The organism is Streptomyces sp. NPDC002144, assembly GCF_053593695.1.
Genome location: NZ_JBSFDB010000006.1, coordinates 113,852 through 132,935, shown reverse-complemented (window position 1 = coordinate 132,935; position 19,084 = coordinate 113,852). Strand labels below are relative to the sequence as shown.

The following is a 19,084-nucleotide window of genomic DNA, read 5'->3' as shown; positions in this document are numbered from 1 at the left end:
CTGAAACGTTCCGTCCCAGACCAGGATCGGGACGACAGCGGCCGCTCCACCACCTCGCCGGACGCGAGCGTGAGGTTCCCGCCCGCATCGCATCGGGTCGGAGCAACGGAGAGATCGCCGAGGACCTTCATCCGGCCGAAACCACGGTCAAGTCACACGTCAGCAGCATCCTCGCCAGGATCGGTGCCGGGACCCGCGACCGGGCGGTGGCTTTCGCCTCCGAAGTAGGGCTCGTCAGAGCGGGAACGGACTGGCCCTGGCCGGCGTGAACAGGGACATGGCCTCGCGGACGCGGCGCTCTGCCGCGGCCAACTCCTGCACGACAACCCCGAACGCGACGACGCCGAAGCGGCCGACCAGGTCATCGAGGAACTGCTGCCGATGTTCGGCCTTACCAGAGACGAGGCCCACGAGATCTGCCGGCAACCACTGCCCGACCTGGAAACCGCGGCCGACCGTCAAGGCGCCACCCTGGAACCCGAGAACCGTGACCACCCGAACGAAAGGTGCGCAGTACATGACGCTCCGACGAGTCCTCGCCGAACTGGGCGCCGCAGCAACCCTCGGCGTTGCTGCGGCGATCAGCACACGTCGCCGCGCCCTGGCGGCAGTCCCTCGCGAGCTGCGGCACCCAGTGCTCTTCCTCCCGCTGAACTTCGGCAACCCGGTCACTCTGGCCATCGCTCGCCGCCTCGTGCCCTTGGCGGGAGCCGCCTCCAGGCCAGGCGTCCGCATCGAGCAGCGCACGCTGCCGGCCACGACCGGCGACCTCCCCGTCGAGGTGCTCACCTACCAGGCAGAAGGCCAAGCACCGCGCTCGGCGCTGCTTTGGATCCACGGCGGAGGAACCGTCATGGGTGCCGCTCGGCAGGAAAACACCTGGTGCAGCCGCGTTGCCGACGAACTGGGCGCTCTGGTCGTCAGCGTCGACTACCGCCTCGCACCCGAAAATCCGTACCCCGCAGCTTTGGACGATTGCTTCGGTGCGCTTAGCTGGCTTCACGCCAACGCCGCCGCCCTCGGCGTCGATCCCGCCCGCATCGCCGTCGGCGGCGAAAGCGCCGGAGGCGGGCTCGCCGCCGCCGTAGTCCAGCGCGCCCACGATGCAGGAGTGCCGGTCCGGTTTCAACTCCTCATCTACCCCATGCTCGACGACCGCACGGCTCTACGCGTCGACCCTCCCGACAGTGCCATCTATACGTGGACCCCGGACTCCAACCGCTTCGCCTGGACCTCCTACCTCGGCCGCCCGCCACAGGACCTCGACGATCGCCCCTATGCTGCGGCTGCGAGGCGCAAGAACCTCGACGGGCTGCCGCCCGCGTGGATCGGCGTGGGCGACATCGACCTCTTCCACGACGAAGACGTCGACTACGCCCGACGCCTGAGCGAGGCCGGCGTCGCCTGCGAGCTGCGGGTCGAATCAGGCATGTACCACGGTGCTGATGCCTTGCTCGACGGCAAAGCACCTTCGATGACCGCTTTCCGCGCTGCCGCCCTCGACGCTCTGCGAACTGCCCTGGCAAAGCCCTGACCGCCCCGGACATGCCGAACCGGCCTCGACGGCCAGGCCGGCTCGATCAGTCGAGAGCGGGAAAGGGACGCCGGGCGACTTCGCGTGCTTCCTCGCGGGGGAGACCGAGCATGCACAGGATCATTTCCGCCATGTCAGCCGCGCTTCGTCGGCGCTGACATCGGGGCGTGCGGACCTCAGTTCCCAGAGGGTCAGCTGGCCTTCACCGAGCGCCGAGAGGGCGACGAGCGGATCGGGCACGTCGAAGCGGCCGGACGCAACGCCTTCCTCCACGTCCCGCAGGACGCGGGGGGCGAGGCCGATCTCAGAATGGATGTGCTGCAGGCCACGACGGCGCAGGATCCGGGTCACTTCCGGATGGGCCCTGGCCAGCTGGGGCGGCGATCCAAAAGGGCGGCCATGACTTCAGCCGGGTCCTGGATGCCGTGCAGGTGCTCGTCGATAGCCATGTGTCGGTGAAGTCGGATCCGACCAACGTGGCCCCAATGAGCTTGCGTACCTCGCTGTTGGCGCCGTCACACCCCAAGACGATGCTTGCTCGCGCATGTCCGAGTTCGCCGCGTGCGTCAAGGAACGTGACAGCGTGGTTGAGGCGTACGTCCGTCGCTCCGCACTCTGCAAGCGCCGAGCGCAGGTGCCGACGGATGACACTGAGGCTTCTCGGCCGGAAGGCTTGTGACCACCACCTTGCCACGCGGCGACATCCACTGCGCACCGGTGCCTGGGAGCATGTCAACGATTGCGCACTCGTACACTCCAGCCTTTGCAGCGTCCGCGTTGCCTCGCCGTCCAGGACGCCGACGCGAGGTTCCGGGTCGGCCGATCACGTCGACGTCGAAGTCGGACCGGTTCATTAGTCCGTCCTTGCGCAGGTGAGACGCGCTCCGATACCGAAGATCAGAATCCACGCGGTGGATCCAGGTGGTTCAGAGGAAGGCGGTCGAGCCGAGCGTCTGCCTCTTCTGCTGTGTCGGGTCAGGTACGGGCGGCAAGCCTGGCTTCGACGCCGTCGAGAAGTGACTGCAGGCCGAAGGACACATGCGGGCGAGGAGTGGCTGCGAGGGCGGCGCCGATCGCGAACGTGACGACGCTCTGGGCGGCCTGCTCGGCATCCCGTCTGGTGAGGCCGGACGCCTGGCAGACCGCCAGCAGGTGCTCGTCATGGCGGTCCCTGGCAGGGCCGTCGAGAGGCTGGACGGTCATGGTGGCCAGCAGCCAGGGGTGCCTGAGGAGCATCGAACGCAGGTTGTCCGCCATGGCCAGGAGGGCCGGACGCCATTCGAGACCGTCGAGAGCGGAGAGAGGTGTCTGCCCCCAGACGGTGTCAGCAGCCATCAGGAGCACATCGTGTCGGCTCTTGACGTGCCAGTAGAGGGCTGCCGCGGTGATACCGAGACGGCTGCCGAGTCTTCGCATGGTCAGACTCTCGATGCCGCCCTCGTCCAGAAGGGCGATGGCCGCCTGGACGATCTGCTCCTGGTGCAGAGCGTCGCGGGGCATCCCCGCGGTAGTCGGGATGGGGCTGCTCACGGCACCTTCTTGCTGTGGGAACGAGGCCGCGGCGTGCGGCTCTGGGAGGCGCGTGGCCGTCGCGCCGACGAGGACGCGGTGCCGTGCCCGTCGGCGCGGTTCATCTGGGGTCGTTGCGCTGTGTCAGCCGGGAGAGCCCGCGGGCCTGATGCTGTGCAGCAGGCGTTCTCCGGACTCACGTAGCTGGTCCTTGACCTTGTCGAGGCCGGATGCGAGCAGCGCGTGATCGCGTTTGGGCCAGGTGCCCGCCACCATCACGGCCTCGATGTTGGCGATGTCGGCGTGCAGAGCCGTGGCGACGGGGTCGTGTGCCGGCCACAGGTTGAGTGCGCGGGCGTCGACGGCGACCAGGTCGGCCTGCATGCCCGCCTCGATACGGCCCACCCGGTCGGCCAGGCCCAGTGCCTTGGCCCCATCGACCGTGGCCCAGGCAATGCGGTCGCCGTCGACGAGGACATCGGTGTGCTCGGAGTCCGGCCGGTCCGGCGTCATCGTGATGACCTGCGCCCCGCGCAGCAGTATGCGGCTCATTCAGTGGCCCCCGAACCGGGGGAGGTGTGGCTCGGCTGGGACATGGTGCGGCTCCTTGCCTCGGGCGTCATCGCCTGCACGGCGGCTTGCGTGGTCGTGAGGAAGTCCCGAGTGGCGATGTGTCCGATGTAGCCGTCGGGACGGATCAGCAGCAGCGTGTCGCCGGTCAGGCCGTAGGCACTGCGCAGCGTGTTCTGGGGGTCGGAGAAGCCCGCGGTCGATCCGATCGTGAGCCGCTTGAGCTGGGCGCCCGTCGTCGGCCAGTCGAGGAGTTCGAGGTCCCGGGTGGCGCCGGGGCCGTAGGCGATGGCGGTGAAGTGCGGTCCCTGGAAGAGGGTGAACAGGCGGGTCTCGGCGCCGTCGGCGCCGAGCAGTCGGGCGTCCGGGGCGCGGTCGCCCACGCGCAGGGTCTCGGTGCGCATGCCGTCGGCGGGGGCGAGCGGGCCGCCGTAGTAGGTCAGGGAGAGCTGCTGCTCGTCCTTGCCGCGCTTCATGCTGGAGGGGTCCAGCTTGGCGATGCCGCCCCACTTCTCCGTGGACAGACCCAGGACCCCGGCGGCGATCGGCTGCCGCTCGGCCTCGTAGGTGTCCAGCAGGGCCGGGTCGGCTCCGGCGAGGACCTGGGCGAGCTTCCAGCCCAGGTTGTAGCCGTCCTGCATACCAGTGTTCAGGCCCTGGGCGCCGGCCGGGGTGTGGACGTGCGCGGCGTCCCCGACGAGGAAAACACGTCCGTGGCCGTAGTGCTGCGCGAGACGGATGTTGGGCCTGAACACGGACTTCCAGTGGATCTCGTGCAGCTGGATGTGCCGGTTGCGGGTGTGGGAGTGGATCCGGTCGATGATGGCGCCGATCTCCTGGGGCGGCTTCTCGTCGGGCGTGAGCCGGATCATCCACTGGAACATGTCGCTGTCGGGGAGTGGGCAGGCGCCGATGAGCTTGCCGCCGAGGCCGGGCCACATGTGCCACCGGTTGCGGGCCAGGCCACTGACGGAGGCGTCCACGATCAGCACACGGTCGGCCTCGTCCGTCGTCCCCACGAAACCGATGTCGAGCTGCTTGCGCACCGCGCTGGAACCGCCGTCGGCCCCCACGGCATGGCGGGCGACGATCTCCTCGACCCCGTCCGCGCCCACCACCTTGGCGACCACCGTGTCCTCGTCCTGCGTCAGCTCGGTCAGTTCCTTGCCGAACTCGACCTGACGGCCGAGCTCACCGAGCCGGGCGTGCAGGGCGCGGTCCGTGCGGAACTGCGGGATCAGCCAGGTGTTCGGGTACGGGACGTCCGGGGTCGCCTCCTTGTGGGGGAACATCTTCCACGGCACACCGATGGGTCCTGCATGGAGCCCGAGCTTGGGATAGATGTCGCCGCCGGCCAGTACGTCGTCGAGAGCGCCGAGGTCTTCGAGGACTTCGAGGCTGCGGGGCTGGATGCCCTTGGCACGCGAGCCGTCGAAAGCATGGGGGGACCTGTCGACGATCCGGACGTCGAGTCCGCGGCGTACGAGGTCGATCGCCAAGGCGGAGCCCGAGGGACCGGCACCGACGATCAGTACATCGATGACCTGCGGACGGTTCATGAGTCGAGCCTTTCGGTGCGTGCGGACACGAACGGGACGAGCTGATCGGCGACGTCAAGAGGCCGTTCGAAGGGGGCCATGTGCCCGCATTTGTTAATGACGTGTTGTTTCTGGGGCTTCAGCAGAGCGCGCGCCGTGTCGAACTGCGCCAGCGGCGTGACGTGGTCCTCGTCGCCCCACAGCAGCAGCGTCGGAATGCCCAGGGCCCCCGTCCGCCGGAAGAGGTCCTCACGGCCGGTGAGAGGCAGGTGCTGCAGGGTGTCGAAGGCCGCGTACATCGAGCCCTCGAAGCAGAGGCAGTCGAGGACCATCTCGGTCAGTTTCGTGCCGAGCTCGGGATCGCGGACGTTGTGCCCGAGGTGCCCCTGGAGCAGCTGAAGGCCGCGGCGGCGGGCGACCAGTCCGGCCAGCAGATCACTGCGCAGCAGCCGGTGGGGGGAGGTCAACTGCGGTTTCGCGAGACCGGCCGGCCCGACGATGGTGAGAGTGGACACCGACGAGCGGTACTGGGCGGCGTACGTCATGCTGACCAGCGCGCCCATGGAGGTGCCGACCAGGTGCAGGGGCCGCGCCGTCAGGCCGAGCCGGTCCGTCAGCTCGGCCAGCTGCCGCGTAAACAGCGGCTCGTCGTAGCGCGCCTGTACCCGGTCGGAGTAGCCGCGGCCGTAGGCGCTGCAGGTCAGCGTGCGCAACCCGCGGGCGTGCAGCTCGCCGACGAGGCCGTCCCAGTAGAACAGCGGTATGGTCAGACCTCCCACCATCAGGACGACATCCCCGTCCTCGGGCCCCGTCAACTCGTAGTGGGTGACACCGTCGGACAGCTCGATGAAACTGCCGCGCAGCGCCTTGCGCGAGTCGGCGGTGAGCTTGCGGTCCTCGCCCGAGGCGACGAAGTACTTCATGGAACGGGCCTCCTTGCCCTCAGTTCGCGGGGGTGTCGGCGCAGGAGCCGAGGAACTTCGCGATCGCGTCCGCGACCCACTCCGGTTCCTCCTCCGGCAGCAGATGTCCGCCGTCGGGGTGGACGAGCTCCTGGGCGCCGGGGATGTCGCGGGCGAAGTGCTGGCCGTCGATGCTCGCGCTGCGCAGCACCAGCGTGGGCACCGTGATGCGGGGGATCTGCGCGCTGCGGTCCGGCTGGTCGGTGTTGCAGAAGTCGACGAAGGCCGAACGGTTGCCGGGGCGGCTCATGAGCTGATGGGCGCGGTCCACCATGGCGTCGTCCACGATCTGCGAATACGGCCCGACGCTCTCGCGCAGGCTGCGCTCGATGGCCCCGCGCGGCATCACCCGCCTCAGCAGGGGCCGCACCAGCGGGTTGCGGGTCAGGCGCATCCCCGCGGGCACCGTCTTCTCCGGGTAGCCGGTGGCATTGACCAGAACCAGGCCGGTCAGCCGCTCCGGATGATCCAGCGCGACGTTCCAGGCGATGTTGCCGCCCAGGGAATTGCCGGCCAACGCGTAGCGCGGCACGCCCAGCGCCTCCAGGAAGCCCGCCACCGTCGCGGCGTATGCCGGAACGCGGTAGTCGCGGTCCTTGCGCGGGCCAGTCAGTCCGAACGCCGGCAGGTCGGGACGGATGACATCGAACGAATCCGACAGCAGATCCGTCGCGCGGTCGAAGTGCTGCAGCGATGAGGCACTGCCGTGCAGCAGCACGAGTGCCGGGCCGTGCCCAGCACGCTTGTAGTGGATCCGCAGGCCGTCCACCTCGACGAACCGGGAATCGGGCTGGGGCTCAGACCAGGTACTCATAATGGCTACACTGTTACCGATATAGTTTCGTGTCAAGTGGAAGCCCCCGCGTGTTACGGCCACGGTGGTCTTGAGCGAGGAGATGGATCAGTTCGTGCGCCGCCCTGCAGGTCGTCTGGCGGTCCCACCGGACCGGATCGTCGCCATGGCGCTGCAGATCGTCGACGAGGAGGGAGCGGAGGCGCTGTCGATGAGGGCCCTGGCCGAGCGCCTGGGCTCGGTTACGGCGACGCTGTACCGGCATTTCGGCAACCGGGCAGAGCTCGTGGCGCAGGTCGTGGACCACATGTTCGGCCTCGTGGAACTGGACGATCGAGAACTGGCGTCGGCGAGTTGGCAGTGGTCTCTGACGGTGGTGGCACACGCCATGTTCCGCGCCTTGGGTCGGCACGGGAACGCTGCCAGGCTGCTGGCCGAGCAGATTCCCGTCGGCCCCAACGCGATGGCGCTGCGGGAGCGCTGTGTCGCGTTTTTGCTCAAGGCGGGATTAGAGGCCTCACTGGCCACATGCGCGTATGTGACGCTGGCTCGCCACGTATGTGGCCTGGCGATACAGCTCAACCATGAGAACGGCGCCGGTGGGCGGCGCAACGAGGTGCCGGTCGCTGCCCTCCGGGGCGTGGATCCGGCACGGTTCCCCGCTGTCCACTCGATCGCGGAGGCGTTGCCGGTGCTTGTCGAAGAGGTCTTCCCCTTTGGGTTGGATCCCATCCTCAGCGGGCTGGGAGACTTCCGTGATGGCGGCTGACCAGGGCAACAGCTGCGTCGAGCGTCAGGTCGTGCCCGGTGGCTGCGTCTGTCGGCGCGATCTTGTCCATCTCGGGAGTGCGGCTGGAGCGTGCCACATGCACTGGGCCACCAGGCACTCATCCCGGCCCGACGTCCCCGGCGCCCGGTGCGCGACCCCGCCCGACTTCCACGATGCCCGTGGCCGGCTTTCGCAGGTCCCCTGCCCGGCCGCCTCGTGCCACCCCACGGCCTCTAAAGACCGAGAGGCCGCACTCCGTGAGCCCGACCCCATCCATCATCATGTCGCCAGACAACCATCAAGCCGTCTGCGCACCGAGATAAGGCTGGGCCGGCCACGCACCACACTGCCCATCACCATGCCCAGACGGACTTGACCCGGCCCCTCCAACAGATAAGGGGACGGCGTGCGTCTGACGGTTACACGTGTTCCCGAGATCGGCATTCTCGCACGAAGGGCCGTCACCTCATCCCTGCGTGATCCGATCCACGCGGCGCCTCATCGACCAAGTCCTGCTGCCGCTGCTCACGCCCGACGGACCAGACAGACGTCCCCGGCCAATCCTTCATCCGCCTTGAGCTCAGGCACAGCGGTGAGCCCTCATCGTGGCCCCGTCACCGTCACGGGAGGGGACCCGGCCGGCCGAGAAGGCCAGCGCTGCTCCTGCCCGCACGGTGCGCCGATGGCGCCGATGGCCGCTGGGTGCCCAGCGTGTTCCGCAAGCCCCCGTGGCGTGACGTCCGGGAGTATCAGCCGCACCACGATGTCAAGTACGGCAGTTCGGCACTGAACAGTTCACCGCGCTACTGAACTGACCACTGAACTGTTTCGTGCGCAACTGAACTCTTCAGCGCCGTTCAACAGGCGGCCTAGCTCTTCTTCTCCCGGCCCGGCAGGAACTCCTGCACCTTGGCCTTGAAGCCCTGCTTGACCATGGACGCGCGGTCCGCGTCGCCCTTCAGGATCGAGGCGGCCGTCGCCTCCATCTGCTCCCACGTGGCGTGCGGCGGGATCGGCGGCACCGCCGGGTCGGTCAGGAACTCCAGCACCGCGGGACCGTCCGCCTCCAGGCCGGCCCGCCAGGCCGCCTCGACGTCCTCCGGCTTCTCGACCCGGATCCCGGTCAGCCCCAGCGAGCGGGCGAACGCGGCGTACTGCACGTCCGGGATCTGCTGCGAGGGCAGGAACGACGGGGCGCCCTCCATGGCCCGCATCTCCCACGTCACCTGATTGAGGTCCTGGTTGTTCCACACGGCCACGATCAGCCGCGGGTCCTCCCACAGATCCCGGTACTTGGCGGCCGTGATCAGCTCCGCCAGACCGTTCATCTGCATCGCGCCGTCCCCGACCAGCGCGATCGCCGGACGGTCCGGATGGGCGAACTTCGCACCGATCGCGTACGGCACCCCGGGACCCATCGTCGCGAGCGTGCCGGACAGGGAGCCGCGCATGGTGCCCCGCATCGTCAGGTGCCGCGCGTACCAGTTCGCCGTCGAGCCCGAGTCGGACGAGACGATCGCGTCGTCCGGCAGCAGCGGATCGAGCGCGTGCGCCACGTACTCGGGGTTGATCGGGTCCGCCGAGAGCTGCGCCCGGCGGTCCATCACATCGCGCCAGCGCGTGACGTTGGCGCACACCGTGTCGTACCACTCGCGCCCGCGGCCCTCCTCGATCAGCGGGATCAGCCGCTCCAGGGTCGCCTTCGCGTCGCCGACGAGGTTCACCTCGTACGGATAGCGCATCCCGACCATGTGCGGGTCGATGTCGATCTGCACCCCGCGCGCCTTGCCGAACTCCGGCAGGAACTGCGTGTACGGGAAGGACGATCCGATGGTGAGCAGGGTGTCGCAGTCCCGCATCAGCTCGTACGACGCACGGGTGCCCAGCAGCCCGATGGAGCCGGTGACGTAGGGGAGTTCGTCGCTGAGGACGTCCTTGCCGAGCAGCGCCTTCGCCACCCCCGCGCCGAGCCGTTCGGCGATCCGCTCGACCTCGGCGCGCGCGCCCGCGGCGCCCTGGCCGACCAGAATGGCCACCTTGTCACCGGAGTTGAGGATCTCCGCCGCCCGGCGCACCGACTCCTCGGACGGAATCGCCGTCCAGGAACTGCGGTCCAGGCTGGAGGGCACCATCTTGAACTCGTGCGTGGGAGCGGAGTAGTCGAGCTCCTGCACGTCACCGGGGACGATGATCGCGGTGGGGGAGCGGCGCGCGTACGCGGTGCGGATCGCGCGGTCGATGACGTTCGGGAGCTGCTCGGGGACCGTCACCGTCTCGATGAAGTCCGAGGCGACGTCCTTGAACAGCGTGTGCAGGTCGACCTCCTGCTGGTAGGAGCCGCCCATCGCCGTGCGATGCGTCTGCCCCACGATCGCCAGCACCGGGACATGGTCCAGCTTGGCGTCGTACAGGCCGTTGAGGAGGTGGATGGCGCCGGGCCCCGAGGTCGCCGCGCACACCCCGAGACGCCCGCTGAACTTGGCATAGCCGACCGCCTCGAACGCGGCCATCTCCTCGTGCCGGGCCTGGACGAACCGGGGCTTGTTGTCGGCCCGCCCCCACGCGGCGAGCAGGCCGTTGATGCCGTCGCCCGGATAACCGAAGACGTGGTCCACCCCCCACTCGCGCAGCCTCTGCAGGATGTGGTCGGAGACCTTGGTGCTCATCTGGGGAACCTCCCGGGCCGTGACGTCAACGGGCAGCGGTCGTCTGCTGACCGAGTCACCCCCCGGGCCGGGGGAAAACATGCGCGGTGTTTGCGGCAGGGGGCGGGGGGCAGGCGCAGTTGCAGTGCTTCGGACCGGAGGCACGTCCGTGGGAGCGGCGACGCGCCGCCCCCGGCCGCGACCGTTCCCGAGCTCGCGGCCGTACTCCACGGTGACCGTCCAACCCAGAGCACCCTCTGAGGAGTTGCGACGCATCATGCCCACCCGAGTGAGCGCGAAGCACCACCCGCACGACGACGCACCCGACACCGCCGAGGACTTCCGCAGGCTCGCCTCGCTGCCCCCCGGCCCGCAGCGCGACACCCTCCGCGAACGGGTGGTCGAGGCCTGGCTGCCGATGGCCGAACGGCTCGCGGGCCGCTTCCGCAGCCGCGGCGAGAGCTACGAGGACCTGCGCCAGGTCGCGGCCCTCGGACTGGTCAAGGCCGTGGACCGGTACGACCCCGCGCGCGGCAACGCCTTCGAGAGCTACGCCGTGCCCACCATCACCGGCGAGATCAAGCGGCACTTCCGCGACCACATGTGGACCCTGCACGTGCCGCGCCGCGTGCAGGACCTGCGCAACCGCGTCCGGATCGCGACCCAGGACCTCTCGCAGACCATCTCCGGGCGCAGGCCCACCGTGGCGGAGATCGCCGAGCACGCAGAGATGAGCGAGGAGGACGTGCGGGCAGGCCTGGAGGCGCTGGAGAGCTTCTCGGCCCTCTCGCTCGACGCCGAGCTGCCCGGCAGCGAGGACGGCTACTCCCTGAGCGACGCGCTCGGCTCGGCCGACCCGGCGCTGCAGCAGGTGGTGGACCGCGAGGCCGTCGCCCCCCAACTGGCCGCCCTGCCCGAACGCGAGCGGGCCATCCTCTACATGCGCTTCTTCGGCGACATGACCCAGAGCCGCATCGCCGAGCAGCTCGGCATCTCCCAGATGCACGTGTCCCGGCTGATCAGCCGGTGCTGCGACCGGGTCCGCGAACAGGTCATGCGCGAGTCCGCCTGAGCGGGGGCGTCCTTCGGCGCGGCCGCCGCCGGTGTCACCCGGTCGGACCCCCGGTGTCCCGCGAATGGGGTCCGGCCGCGCGCGGCGCGGCGTGCGACGGGCTGTGATGGCTGCGAGGCATGGGCACCGTGCCCCGCCCGCAGTCGTCGCTCGAAGGAGCCCACCCCATGCGCAGCACCGCCCGTGTCCTGTCCGCCGCGGCCCTGGCCAGTGCGGTGGTCGGCTTCGCCGCCTCGGCCGCCCTCGCCGACCCGGCCGCGGAGGTCAGCCCGACCACCGGCTCCCCGGGCGGCAGCGTCACCGTCTCGGTGACCTGTGAGTCCACCGGCGGCCCTGTCCCCGCGACCCTGGAGGCGACCTCGCAGGCCTTCGAGGACGGCACCGTCCAGCTGCAGCGGGTCCCGGACGAGGACGGGGCGACCGCCCCCGCGCGCGCCGCCTACCGCGGCACCGCCCGTCTCGCCGCCGCCGACTCCCTCGCGGCCGACGCCCCCGACGCGGCGACCCAGGACTCCCCCTGGACCGTCGACGGCACCTGCCCGGCGGCCCCCGGCGGACAGGGCAAGGCGTGGAGCGCCTCGTTCCATGTGAACCGCGGCGACGGCGCGGGGGGCGGGAGCGACACCCGGCCCGGCAGCGACGGTGCGAGCGGCGCAGGCGTCACCCGTCCCGGCGGCGACGGCGCAGGCGTCATCCCGCCGGGCGACGACGAAGCAGCCGTCACCGCGCCCGGCGAAGACGGCCAAGCCGTCACGCCGCCCGGCGACGTCCAGGGCGTCACCCGGCCCGGCGAGGACAGCCAGGGCGTCACCCGCCCCGGCGAGGACGGCCAGGGCGTCACCCGGCCCGGCAAGGACAGCGACCCGTGCCGCGAGCAGTCCGCCGACTCCGCCGACTCCGCCGACTCGTGCGACCCCGCCGTCATCCAGCGCGGCGTACGGGCAGGTGAGGGCGGCTCCTTCACCGACTCCGTGCCCGCCCTGGTCGCCGGTGGCATCCTGATCGCGGGCGCGCTGGGCGCCGCCGCGTACCGGCTGTGGCGCCGGGACACCCTGACCGGCCGCTGACCCCGGCCGCCGCATGTGACGGGCGCAACCCGGTCCGGCCGCCATGGACGGGCGGCTCGCTGGGTACTCCGAGCCCAGGGCCGCGCCGGCCCAGCAGTCCACAACGGAGGTAGGGATGCCGCGGACCGACCCGGAAGGCCACGGCCCCGTCCGTTTCGGGCCACCCCTTCCCGAGGACGGCCTGCCCGTACTGCCCGAACTCGCCGCCGTTCTCGCCGCGTCGGCCGCCCGCGGCGACAGCGAGCCCGTCGGCGGCGGCCCCGCTCTCATCGAGGCCGCCTGCGGCTACTGGGGGCGCCGCGGACTCGCCGCCGGCCCCGACCGCGTGGCCGCCGGCCCCGGCGCCCCCGCCCTGCTGCTCGCCCTGACCGCCGCGCTCGGCGGCGACGTCCTGGTGCCCCGGCCCTGCGCGGCCTGGTGGGCGCCGTACGCACGTCTGTTGGGAAGACCCGTCTTCCATGTCGCGACGCCCGCCGAGAGCGGTGGCGTCCCGGACCCTTACGCGCTGCTGGAGACCGTCCGACGGGTGCGCGACGAGGGCGGTGACCCGCGGCTGCTGGTGCTGTCCGTCGCCGACGACCCCACCGCCACCGTCGCCCCGCCCGAGGCGCTGCACGCGTGCCTGGAGGCCGCCGCGGGCGAGGGGCTGCACCTGGTCAGCGACGAGACCTGGCGCGACACCCTGCACGCCCCGCACGACACCGTGCTGCTCAGCCCCGCCGAGATGCTTCCCGACCGGGTCACCGTCGTCACCGACCTGGCCGGCGCCCTGTTGCCGCCCGGCTGGCCGGCCGCCGTGGCCCGCTTCCCGTCGGGCGAGGCCGGCAACGGCCTGCACGCGCGCGTGCTCGACGTGCTGACCGCCCTCGGCGCCCGTGTCGCCGGCCCGGTCGCCGCCCCGGCCGTGTACGCGCTGGGCGAGCCCGAGCCGGTCACCGCGCGTGTGGCCGCCACCGTCCGTCTGCACGCGCGTGTGGCCGCCGCCGCGCACGCGGCCGTCGTCGCCGCGGGCGCCCTGGCCCGCCCGCCGCAGGCCGGCCGTCACCTCTACGCCGACCTCGGACCGCTGCGTTCCGCGCTCGCCGGACACGGCGTCGGCGACGCACAGGAACTGGAGGACTTCCTCGCCGCCCGCCTCGGCATGCCCGCGCCCGGCGGCCACCGCTTCGGCGACGAACTCGGCGCCCTGCGCGTGCGGCTGTCCACCGGCCCGCTGCTGGGCGCGAGCGACGAGGAGCGCGCGGAATGTCTCACCGCACCCTCGCCGTTGGAACTGCCACACGTGCAACGCGCGTTGAACCAAGTGAAGTCGGTCTTCGACGACCTCCGCGACGACGCTCGGCGATGGGAGCCTCCTCGATGACGCAGCAGTCCGAGTCGACCACCACCACGACCACCCGGGAAGCCGACGAGCCGCAGTCCACCACCCAGTTCGCGCCCCCGGTCCCCCCGCTCGCCGAGCCGCGCCCGCTCAGCGAGCGCCGGGTGTGGCCGCGGACCTTCCACGACCGTCTCACCGCCCCTCTGCCCGGTCTGAAGGCCATGGCCCGCTTCGCCCGCGAGGGCTCCGTGCGCCCCGGCCGCGAGGGCCTCGCCGACATCCCCCGGCTCCCCTTCGAACCCGCCCCGCTGCCCCGCGTCGACGCCCGCACGGTCGCCGTCTCCTGGGCCGGGCACGCCAGTTGGATCCTCCAGATAGGCGGTCTGACCGTCCTCACCGACCCGGTCTGGTCCCGTCGCATTCTCGGCACCCCGGCCCGCATCACCCCGGTCGGCGTGCCCTGGGAGTCCCTCCCTCGCGTGGACGCCGTGGTCATCAGCCACAACCACTACGACCACCTGGACGCCCCCACCCTGCGCCGACTCCCGCGCGACACCCCGGTGTTCGTCCCGGCCGGCCTCGCCCGCTGGTTCCACCGCCGCCGGTTCACGGCCGTCACCGAGCTGGACTGGTGGGAGGCGGCCGAACTGAACGGCGCCCGCTTCGACTTCGTCCCCGCCCACCACTGGTCCAAGCGCACCCTCACCGACACCTGCCACAGCCTCTGGGGCGGCTGGGTCCTCACCGACCGCGACGGCCGGCGCGTCTACTTCGCCGGAGACACGGGTTACGGCCACTGGTTCGACCGGATCGGCCGCCGCTACCCCGGTATCGACCTGGCCCTGCTGCCGATCGGCGCGTACGACCCCCGCTGGTGGCTCAGCGACGTCCACTGCGACCCGGAGGAGGCGGTACGGGCCGCCCAGGACCTCGGCGCGCGCCGGATGGCGCCGATGCACTGGGGCACGTTCGTCCTGTCGGCGGAGCCGGTGATGGAACCGCTCACCCGGGTGCGCACCGCCTGGGAGAAGGCGGGCCTGGACCGGGAGAACCTGTGGGACCTGCCGGTGGGGGGCTCGCGGGTGCTGGACTGAGCAGGTGGGATGAAGTCCGCTGCGGTTCGGCGGCGCCCCGAAGGGTCGCGGGGCTGCGGTCGATGTGCGGCTCCGCCGCGCCGGGCGCGACCAGCCATGACGGCGCCGCAGCAGAGGGACGGCAGATCGTGGCGCGCCTGCAGCGGAGCGCTCAGGCGGTGGTCGTGCGGCGGATCCTCCGCCACAGGGCGGGGGCCGCGCTGACCAGGACGGTCAGTACGATCGCCGCCACCACGCCCTCCCAGGGCTCCGGGAACAGCGACCCGCCCAGGATCCCGATCACCTGGTAGGTGGCCGCCCACGCGAGGCACGCCGGAAGGTTGCCGCGCGCGAACCGGCGCAGCGGCCACTTCGCCAGCAGACAGGCCAGCATCACCGGAATCCGCCCGGCCGGCACCAGCCGGGACAGCACCAGCACCGCGATCCCGTGCTCGGCCAGCTTCGACTGCGCCTGCGCCAGCCGCTCCTCCGGCGCCCGCGACCGTATCGCCTCCAGCCACCGCGAGCCGTTCTTCGACTTCAGCCCGCGCCGCCCCAGCCAGTACAGCGCCGCGTCCCCGAGGAACGCCGCCACCGACGACGTCACGAACACCAGCAACATCGAGAAGGGCGAGGTCTGGTGAAAGGCCACCACCGCGGCCGTACTCACCAGCGCCCCCGTCGGAATCACCGGGACCAGCGCCCCGAACAGCACCAGCAGGAACAACGACGGGTATCCGAGCGCCTGCTGGGTCGACTCGGCCGGCACGGTCGTCGCGGTGACGGCCAGCTGTATCACCGCGCGACCTCCAGCCGCACACTCTCCCCGTGCCCGAGCCGGTGCACCGCCACGGACGGCGCGTACTCGGCGGCCAGGCGCACGAACTCCTCGCCCGGCGCATGGAACTCATGGGGGCGCACGGCGTCCATGCCGATCGGCCAGTACGTGCCGTAGTGCACCGGCACCGCGCTGCGCGCCCCCAGCCGGGCCAGCGCCCGCGCCGCCCGCCCCGCGTCCAGGTGCCCCTCCCCGAGGTACGGCCCCCAGCCGCCGACCGGCAGCAACGCCACGTCGACCGGCCCGACCTCCTTCGCCATGGCGTCGAACAGCCCGGTGTCACCGGCGAAGTACGTGCGCCCCTCGCCCTCGACGACGTACCCGAGAGCGGGGGAGCGGTGCGGCCCCACCGGCAGCCGCCGCCCGTCGTGCAGCGCGGGAACGGCCCGTACGACCAGGTCACCGACCCGTGTGACGTCCCCGGCGCCCACCTCGGTCACCGTGAGATGCGTGAGCCGGCGCAGACCCGGGACGGCCCGGGGCGCACCCCGGGGCACCAGCAGGCGCGTGCCCGGCGCCAGCCGCTGGAGCGAGGGAACGTGCAGGTGATCGGCGTGCAGATGGGAGACCAGGGCCACGTCCGCCTGCCAGGCGCCGGGCGGCGGGACGGCACCCCGGCGACGGCGCAGATGGGCGAGGCGGCGGGCGAACAGGGGATCGGTGAGCACCCGGACGTCCGAGTCCCGGAGCGTGCAGGTGGCGTGACCCCACCAGGTGATCTCCACCGGCACCTCTTTGCCTCCTTCGCGCGACTCCCCGAAGCCTACGGGCTGGAGTAGGGTCGGCGGCGAAACCCGGAGGTGAGGGGGACGCCATGGGCCCGGTAGGCGTGCGTGTGACGGCGATCGCGAGTCTGACGCCGCTCGAGGAGCTGGACGCCGATCCCTTCCTGGTGGACTCCCGCAGCCAGCACGCGATGTGCGCGCGCTGGGCGGCGGAACACGGGTACACGATCGCCCGCGAGCTGCTGGTCCGGGGGGTGCGGGCCGACCACTGCGTCCTGTGGGACGGGGTCCGGCCCGGCGTCGACCTGTTCGTGGCCCCCAGCCGCCGGGTCCTGGAGAGCGCGCTGTCGTCGGTCGAGGAGTTCACCGCCGAGTGCGCCCGCCGCGGGGTGCGGGTGGAGACGGTGGGCAGCGCCGAACCGCGCTACGACGCCCAGATGAAGGCCCGGGTGCACCGCAGGCTGTCGATGCCGACGGCCGGCTACGACGGCCGGTAGAACCGCCCCGGGCAGCTCGTATGACAGGCTTGGTCCGGGCCCGCGGGGACGACGGGCCGGGACGTGAGGTGGACCGGGCGTGCGTGGTGTGCGGTGGCGGCGGGTCGCCAGCCAGCTGGGGCGGAGCGTCGTGGTGTGGGCGGTCTCCACGGTCACCATGCTCGTGCTCGCCGGCATCCTGCCCGACTTCCGGCTCCAGTCCCCGGACGGCGAGAGCGCCACGCACATCGCCGTGACCGCCGCTTTCGGCGCCGGCGCCTTCGGTGTGCTCTCGGCCCTGGTGTGGCCGCTGCTCGTGCGCGCCCTGCTGCTCGTGCCGGCGCTGGTCCTCGGCCTGCTGGTCTTCGTCCTGAACGGCTCCCTGCTGCTGGTCGCCCTGCGGCTGAACCCCTCCTCCAGCGCCGAGGCCGCCCCCGAGACGGCCGTGGTCGTCGCCGCGGTGATGTCCGCCGTCGCCTCCGCCACCGGCGGTGCCCTGGCGGTGCGCGACGACGACGCCTACCGCCGTCGCCTCTACCGTCTCGCCGACCGCCGCCGCGTGCCCGGCCAGCCCGGTCCGGCCACCCCGGGGACCGTCTTCCTGCAACTGGACGGCGTCGGGCACGACGTCCTCGTGGCCGCCGTCGGCAAGGGCCTGATGCCCACCGTCGCCCGGTGGCTCGAGGGCACCCACCGGCTCACCCCGTGGCGCACCGACTGGTCCAGCCAGACCGGCGCCAGCCAGCTCGGCATCCTGCACGGCACCAACCACGACGTGCCCGCGTTCCGCTGGTACGACAAGGACCGCCGCGAGGTCATGGTCTGCAACCGTCCGACCAGCGCGGCCGAACTCCAGCGAAGAGCCGTCGAGTTCACCGGCGACGGCGGACTGCTCACCGTCGACGGCGCGAGCCGCGGCAACCTCTTCGGCGGCGGCGCCGACGAACAGGCCCTCGTGCTGTCCATAGCCACCCGCCGCCGCGGCCGGGAGAACCGCTCCCGGGCCGGCTACTTCGCCTACTTCTCCGACCCGGCCAACGCCGTGCGCACCGTCATGTCCTTCGTCGCCGAGGTCGGCCGCGAGATCGGCGAGTCGACCAGGGCCCGGATGCGCAAGCAGCGGCCCCGCGTCTCCCGCGGCGGTCTGTATCCCCTCGTCCGCGCCTTCGCGACCGTCGTCGAACGGGACGTCGTGGTCGCCGCCGTGATGGGCGACCTGCTCGCCGGCCGCACCGCCGTCTACGCCGACCTGGTCGCCTACGACGAGGTCGCGCACCACTCCGGGCCGATGAGCCGCGACGCCGAGAAGGTCCTCCAGCGCCTCGACCGGGCGCTGGCGCTGATCGCAAACGTCGCCGAGCACGCCCCGCGGCCGTACCGCATCGTCGTGCTGTCGGACCACGGGCAGAGCCCCGGCGAGACCTTCCGCGCCCGCTACGGCCTCGGTCTCGGCGAGCTGGTGCGGGCCGGCTGCGGGCTGCCGGTGCCGCGCAAGGCGCGGCGCACCCACAGCGGCGCCGAGGCGCGGGTGGCGGTGCGGGCGGCGCTGCGCCGGCCCGTCGAGGAGCGCGGCGAGCAGTACCGCCCGTCGCGCCACTCCGAGCCGCTGGTGCTGGCCTCCGGCAACCTCGGCCTGGTCTCCTTCCCCGACGTGCCGCACCGGATGAGCAAGGAGGAGATCGACGCCCGCCACCCCGCCCTGCTCACGACCCTCGCCAACCATCCCGGCATCGGATTCCTCCTGGTGCGCAGCGAGGAGCACGGCGGGCTCGTGCTCGGCGCCCACGGCGCCCAGATCCCGCTCGAGCGCCTGGACGACGATCCGGGGCCGCTCGAGGTCTTCGGGCCCGGAGCGGCGGACGCCGTGCGGCGCACGCACTCCTTCCCGCACACCGCCGACATCATGGTCAACTCCTTCCACGACCCGGCGGACGGCGAGGTCCTCGCCTTCGAGGAACAGATCGGCTCCCACGGCGGCCTCGGCGGCGCCCAGGCCAGGCCCTTCCTGCTCTCCCCGCTCGCCTTCTCCGAACCGGTCGAGGACGGCTCGGAACTCGTCGGCGCCGAGCAGGTCCACCGGGTGCTGCGGCGGTGGCTGCGGGAGCTGAACGGGCCGCAGGTGCCGCTGACGGGTGAGGACGAGCGGGAGCGGGTCGCCTGAAAATCAGCTGCGCGGGCGGAGCCGTACGCAC

General features: G+C 71.7%; 19 protein-coding genes. 9 read left to right on the top strand and 10 right to left on the bottom strand.

Features of this window, described 5'->3' with window-relative positions:
- Nucleotides 1-86 precede the first annotated feature (86 nt).
- Nucleotides 87-269 carry a response regulator transcription factor gene (locus ACWCQ1_RS11260; RefSeq protein ID WP_351924721.1) on the top strand — a complete coding sequence of 61 codons (183 nt, stop codon included), beginning with the start codon at nucleotides 87-89 and terminating at the stop codon, nucleotides 267-269.
- Here ACWCQ1_RS11260 and ACWCQ1_RS11255 read toward each other — a convergent pair.
- Nucleotides 235-495, bottom strand: a complete 261-nt coding sequence (locus ACWCQ1_RS11255) for a hypothetical protein (protein WP_451026317.1) — start codon at nucleotides 493-495, stop codon at nucleotides 235-237. The genes ACWCQ1_RS11260 and ACWCQ1_RS11255 overlap by 35 nt on opposite strands.
- A gap of 22 nt (nucleotides 496-517) precedes the next feature.
- Between ACWCQ1_RS11255 and ACWCQ1_RS11250 the strand changes: the two genes are divergently transcribed.
- Complete coding sequence (locus ACWCQ1_RS11250) at nucleotides 518-1,534, top strand: alpha/beta hydrolase (protein WP_451026316.1); 1,017 nt, start codon at nucleotides 518-520, stop codon at nucleotides 1,532-1,534.
- A 120-nt stretch (nucleotides 1,535-1,654) separates the two neighbouring features.
- On the opposite strand, the gene ACWCQ1_RS11245 is transcribed toward ACWCQ1_RS11250, so the two are convergent.
- The 6 genes from ACWCQ1_RS11245 to ACWCQ1_RS11220 all read right to left on the bottom strand — a co-directional run bounded on the left by ACWCQ1_RS11245 (nucleotide 1,655) and on the right by ACWCQ1_RS11220 (nucleotide 6,927).
- Entirely contained in the window at nucleotides 1,655-1,885 is a 231-nt protein-coding gene (locus ACWCQ1_RS11245; protein WP_451026315.1) for a hypothetical protein, read from the bottom strand.
- Nucleotides 1,886-2,509: 624 nt separating this feature from the next.
- Nucleotides 2,510-3,064 carry a TetR/AcrR family transcriptional regulator C-terminal domain-containing protein gene (locus ACWCQ1_RS11240; protein WP_451026314.1) on the bottom strand — a complete coding sequence of 185 codons (555 nt, stop codon included), beginning with the start codon at nucleotides 3,062-3,064 and terminating at the stop codon, nucleotides 2,510-2,512.
- 123 nt (nucleotides 3,065-3,187) lie between these two features.
- Nucleotides 3,188-3,595 carry an amidohydrolase family protein gene (locus tag ACWCQ1_RS11235; protein ID WP_451026313.1) on the bottom strand — a complete coding sequence of 136 codons (408 nt, stop codon included), beginning with the start codon at nucleotides 3,593-3,595 and terminating at the stop codon, nucleotides 3,188-3,190.
- The gene (locus tag ACWCQ1_RS11230) at nucleotides 3,592-5,172 is read right to left on the bottom strand and encodes an FAD-dependent oxidoreductase (RefSeq protein WP_451026312.1); all 1,581 of its coding nucleotides are present in this window, start codon (nucleotides 5,170-5,172) and stop codon (nucleotides 3,592-3,594) included. Before ACWCQ1_RS11230 ends, ACWCQ1_RS11235 begins: the two co-directional genes overlap by 4 nt.
- Nucleotides 5,169-6,074 carry an alpha/beta fold hydrolase gene (locus tag ACWCQ1_RS11225; protein ID WP_451026311.1) on the bottom strand — a complete coding sequence of 302 codons (906 nt, stop codon included), beginning with the start codon at nucleotides 6,072-6,074 and terminating at the stop codon, nucleotides 5,169-5,171. The genes ACWCQ1_RS11230 and ACWCQ1_RS11225 overlap by 4 nt, the downstream gene beginning before the upstream one ends.
- 19 nt (nucleotides 6,075-6,093) lie before the next feature.
- Entirely contained in the window at nucleotides 6,094-6,927 is an 834-nt protein-coding gene (locus ACWCQ1_RS11220) for an alpha/beta fold hydrolase (protein WP_451026310.1), read from the bottom strand.
- Nucleotides 6,928-7,009: 82 nt separating this feature from the next.
- On the opposite strand from ACWCQ1_RS11220, the gene ACWCQ1_RS11215 reads away from it, so the two are divergent.
- Nucleotides 7,010-7,675 (top strand): TetR/AcrR family transcriptional regulator, encoded by a 666-nt coding sequence (locus ACWCQ1_RS11215; protein WP_451026309.1) that lies wholly within the window; start codon nucleotides 7,010-7,012, stop codon nucleotides 7,673-7,675.
- 869 nt (nucleotides 7,676-8,544) lie between these two features.
- Here the strand turns inward: ACWCQ1_RS11215 and ACWCQ1_RS11210 are convergent.
- Nucleotides 8,545-10,341 (bottom strand): thiamine pyrophosphate-requiring protein, encoded by a 1,797-nt coding sequence (locus ACWCQ1_RS11210; protein ID WP_358596304.1) that lies wholly within the window; start codon nucleotides 10,339-10,341, stop codon nucleotides 8,545-8,547.
- A gap of 256 nt (nucleotides 10,342-10,597) precedes the next feature.
- Here ACWCQ1_RS11210 and ACWCQ1_RS11205 point away from each other — a divergent pair, with 256 nt between their 5' ends.
- The 4 genes from ACWCQ1_RS11205 (at nucleotide 10,598) to ACWCQ1_RS11190 (ending at nucleotide 14,874) form a co-directional block, all read left to right on the top strand.
- Nucleotides 10,598-11,392: an RNA polymerase sigma factor SigF gene (locus tag ACWCQ1_RS11205; RefSeq protein WP_358596301.1), complete on the top strand. Its 795-nt coding sequence runs from the start codon at nucleotides 10,598-10,600 to the stop codon at nucleotides 11,390-11,392.
- A gap of 167 nt (nucleotides 11,393-11,559) precedes the next feature.
- On the top strand, nucleotides 11,560-12,459 hold the full coding sequence (locus ACWCQ1_RS11200) for a hypothetical protein (protein ID WP_358596298.1): 900 nt from the start codon (nucleotides 11,560-11,562) through the stop codon (nucleotides 12,457-12,459).
- 115 nt (nucleotides 12,460-12,574) lie between these two features.
- Nucleotides 12,575-13,822 (top strand): aminotransferase class I/II-fold pyridoxal phosphate-dependent enzyme, encoded by a 1,248-nt coding sequence (locus tag ACWCQ1_RS11195; protein WP_358596295.1) that lies wholly within the window; start codon nucleotides 12,575-12,577, stop codon nucleotides 13,820-13,822.
- The gene (locus ACWCQ1_RS11190) at nucleotides 13,819-14,874 is read left to right on the top strand and encodes an MBL fold metallo-hydrolase (RefSeq protein ID WP_451026308.1); all 1,056 of its coding nucleotides are present in this window, start codon (nucleotides 13,819-13,821) and stop codon (nucleotides 14,872-14,874) included. The genes ACWCQ1_RS11195 and ACWCQ1_RS11190 overlap by 4 nt, the downstream gene beginning before the upstream one ends.
- A gap of 151 nt (nucleotides 14,875-15,025) precedes the next feature.
- Here ACWCQ1_RS11190 and ACWCQ1_RS11185 read toward each other — a convergent pair whose 3' ends face one another.
- Together ACWCQ1_RS11185 and ACWCQ1_RS11180 are read right to left on the bottom strand one after the other, a co-directional pair.
- Nucleotides 15,026-15,652, bottom strand: coding sequence for a DedA family protein (locus ACWCQ1_RS11185; protein WP_358596289.1), 627 nt, complete (start codon nucleotides 15,650-15,652; stop codon nucleotides 15,026-15,028).
- Nucleotides 15,649-16,422: an MBL fold metallo-hydrolase gene (locus tag ACWCQ1_RS11180; protein ID WP_358596286.1), complete on the bottom strand. Its 774-nt coding sequence runs from the start codon at nucleotides 16,420-16,422 to the stop codon at nucleotides 15,649-15,651. The genes ACWCQ1_RS11185 and ACWCQ1_RS11180 overlap by 4 nt, the downstream gene beginning before the upstream one ends.
- A gap of 83 nt (nucleotides 16,423-16,505) precedes the next feature.
- On the opposite strand from ACWCQ1_RS11180, the gene ACWCQ1_RS11175 reads away from it, so the two are divergent.
- Both ACWCQ1_RS11175 and ACWCQ1_RS11170 read left to right on the top strand, forming a co-directional pair.
- A complete protein-coding gene (locus ACWCQ1_RS11175; RefSeq protein ID WP_133041872.1) occupies nucleotides 16,506-16,913 on the top strand; it encodes a hypothetical protein in 408 nt (135 codons plus the stop codon).
- A gap of 133 nt (nucleotides 16,914-17,046) precedes the next feature.
- Complete coding sequence (locus ACWCQ1_RS11170) at nucleotides 17,047-19,053, top strand: alkaline phosphatase family protein (RefSeq protein ID WP_451026404.1); 2,007 nt, start codon at nucleotides 17,047-17,049, stop codon at nucleotides 19,051-19,053.
- The last annotated feature ends 31 nt before the right edge of the window (nucleotides 19,054-19,084 follow it).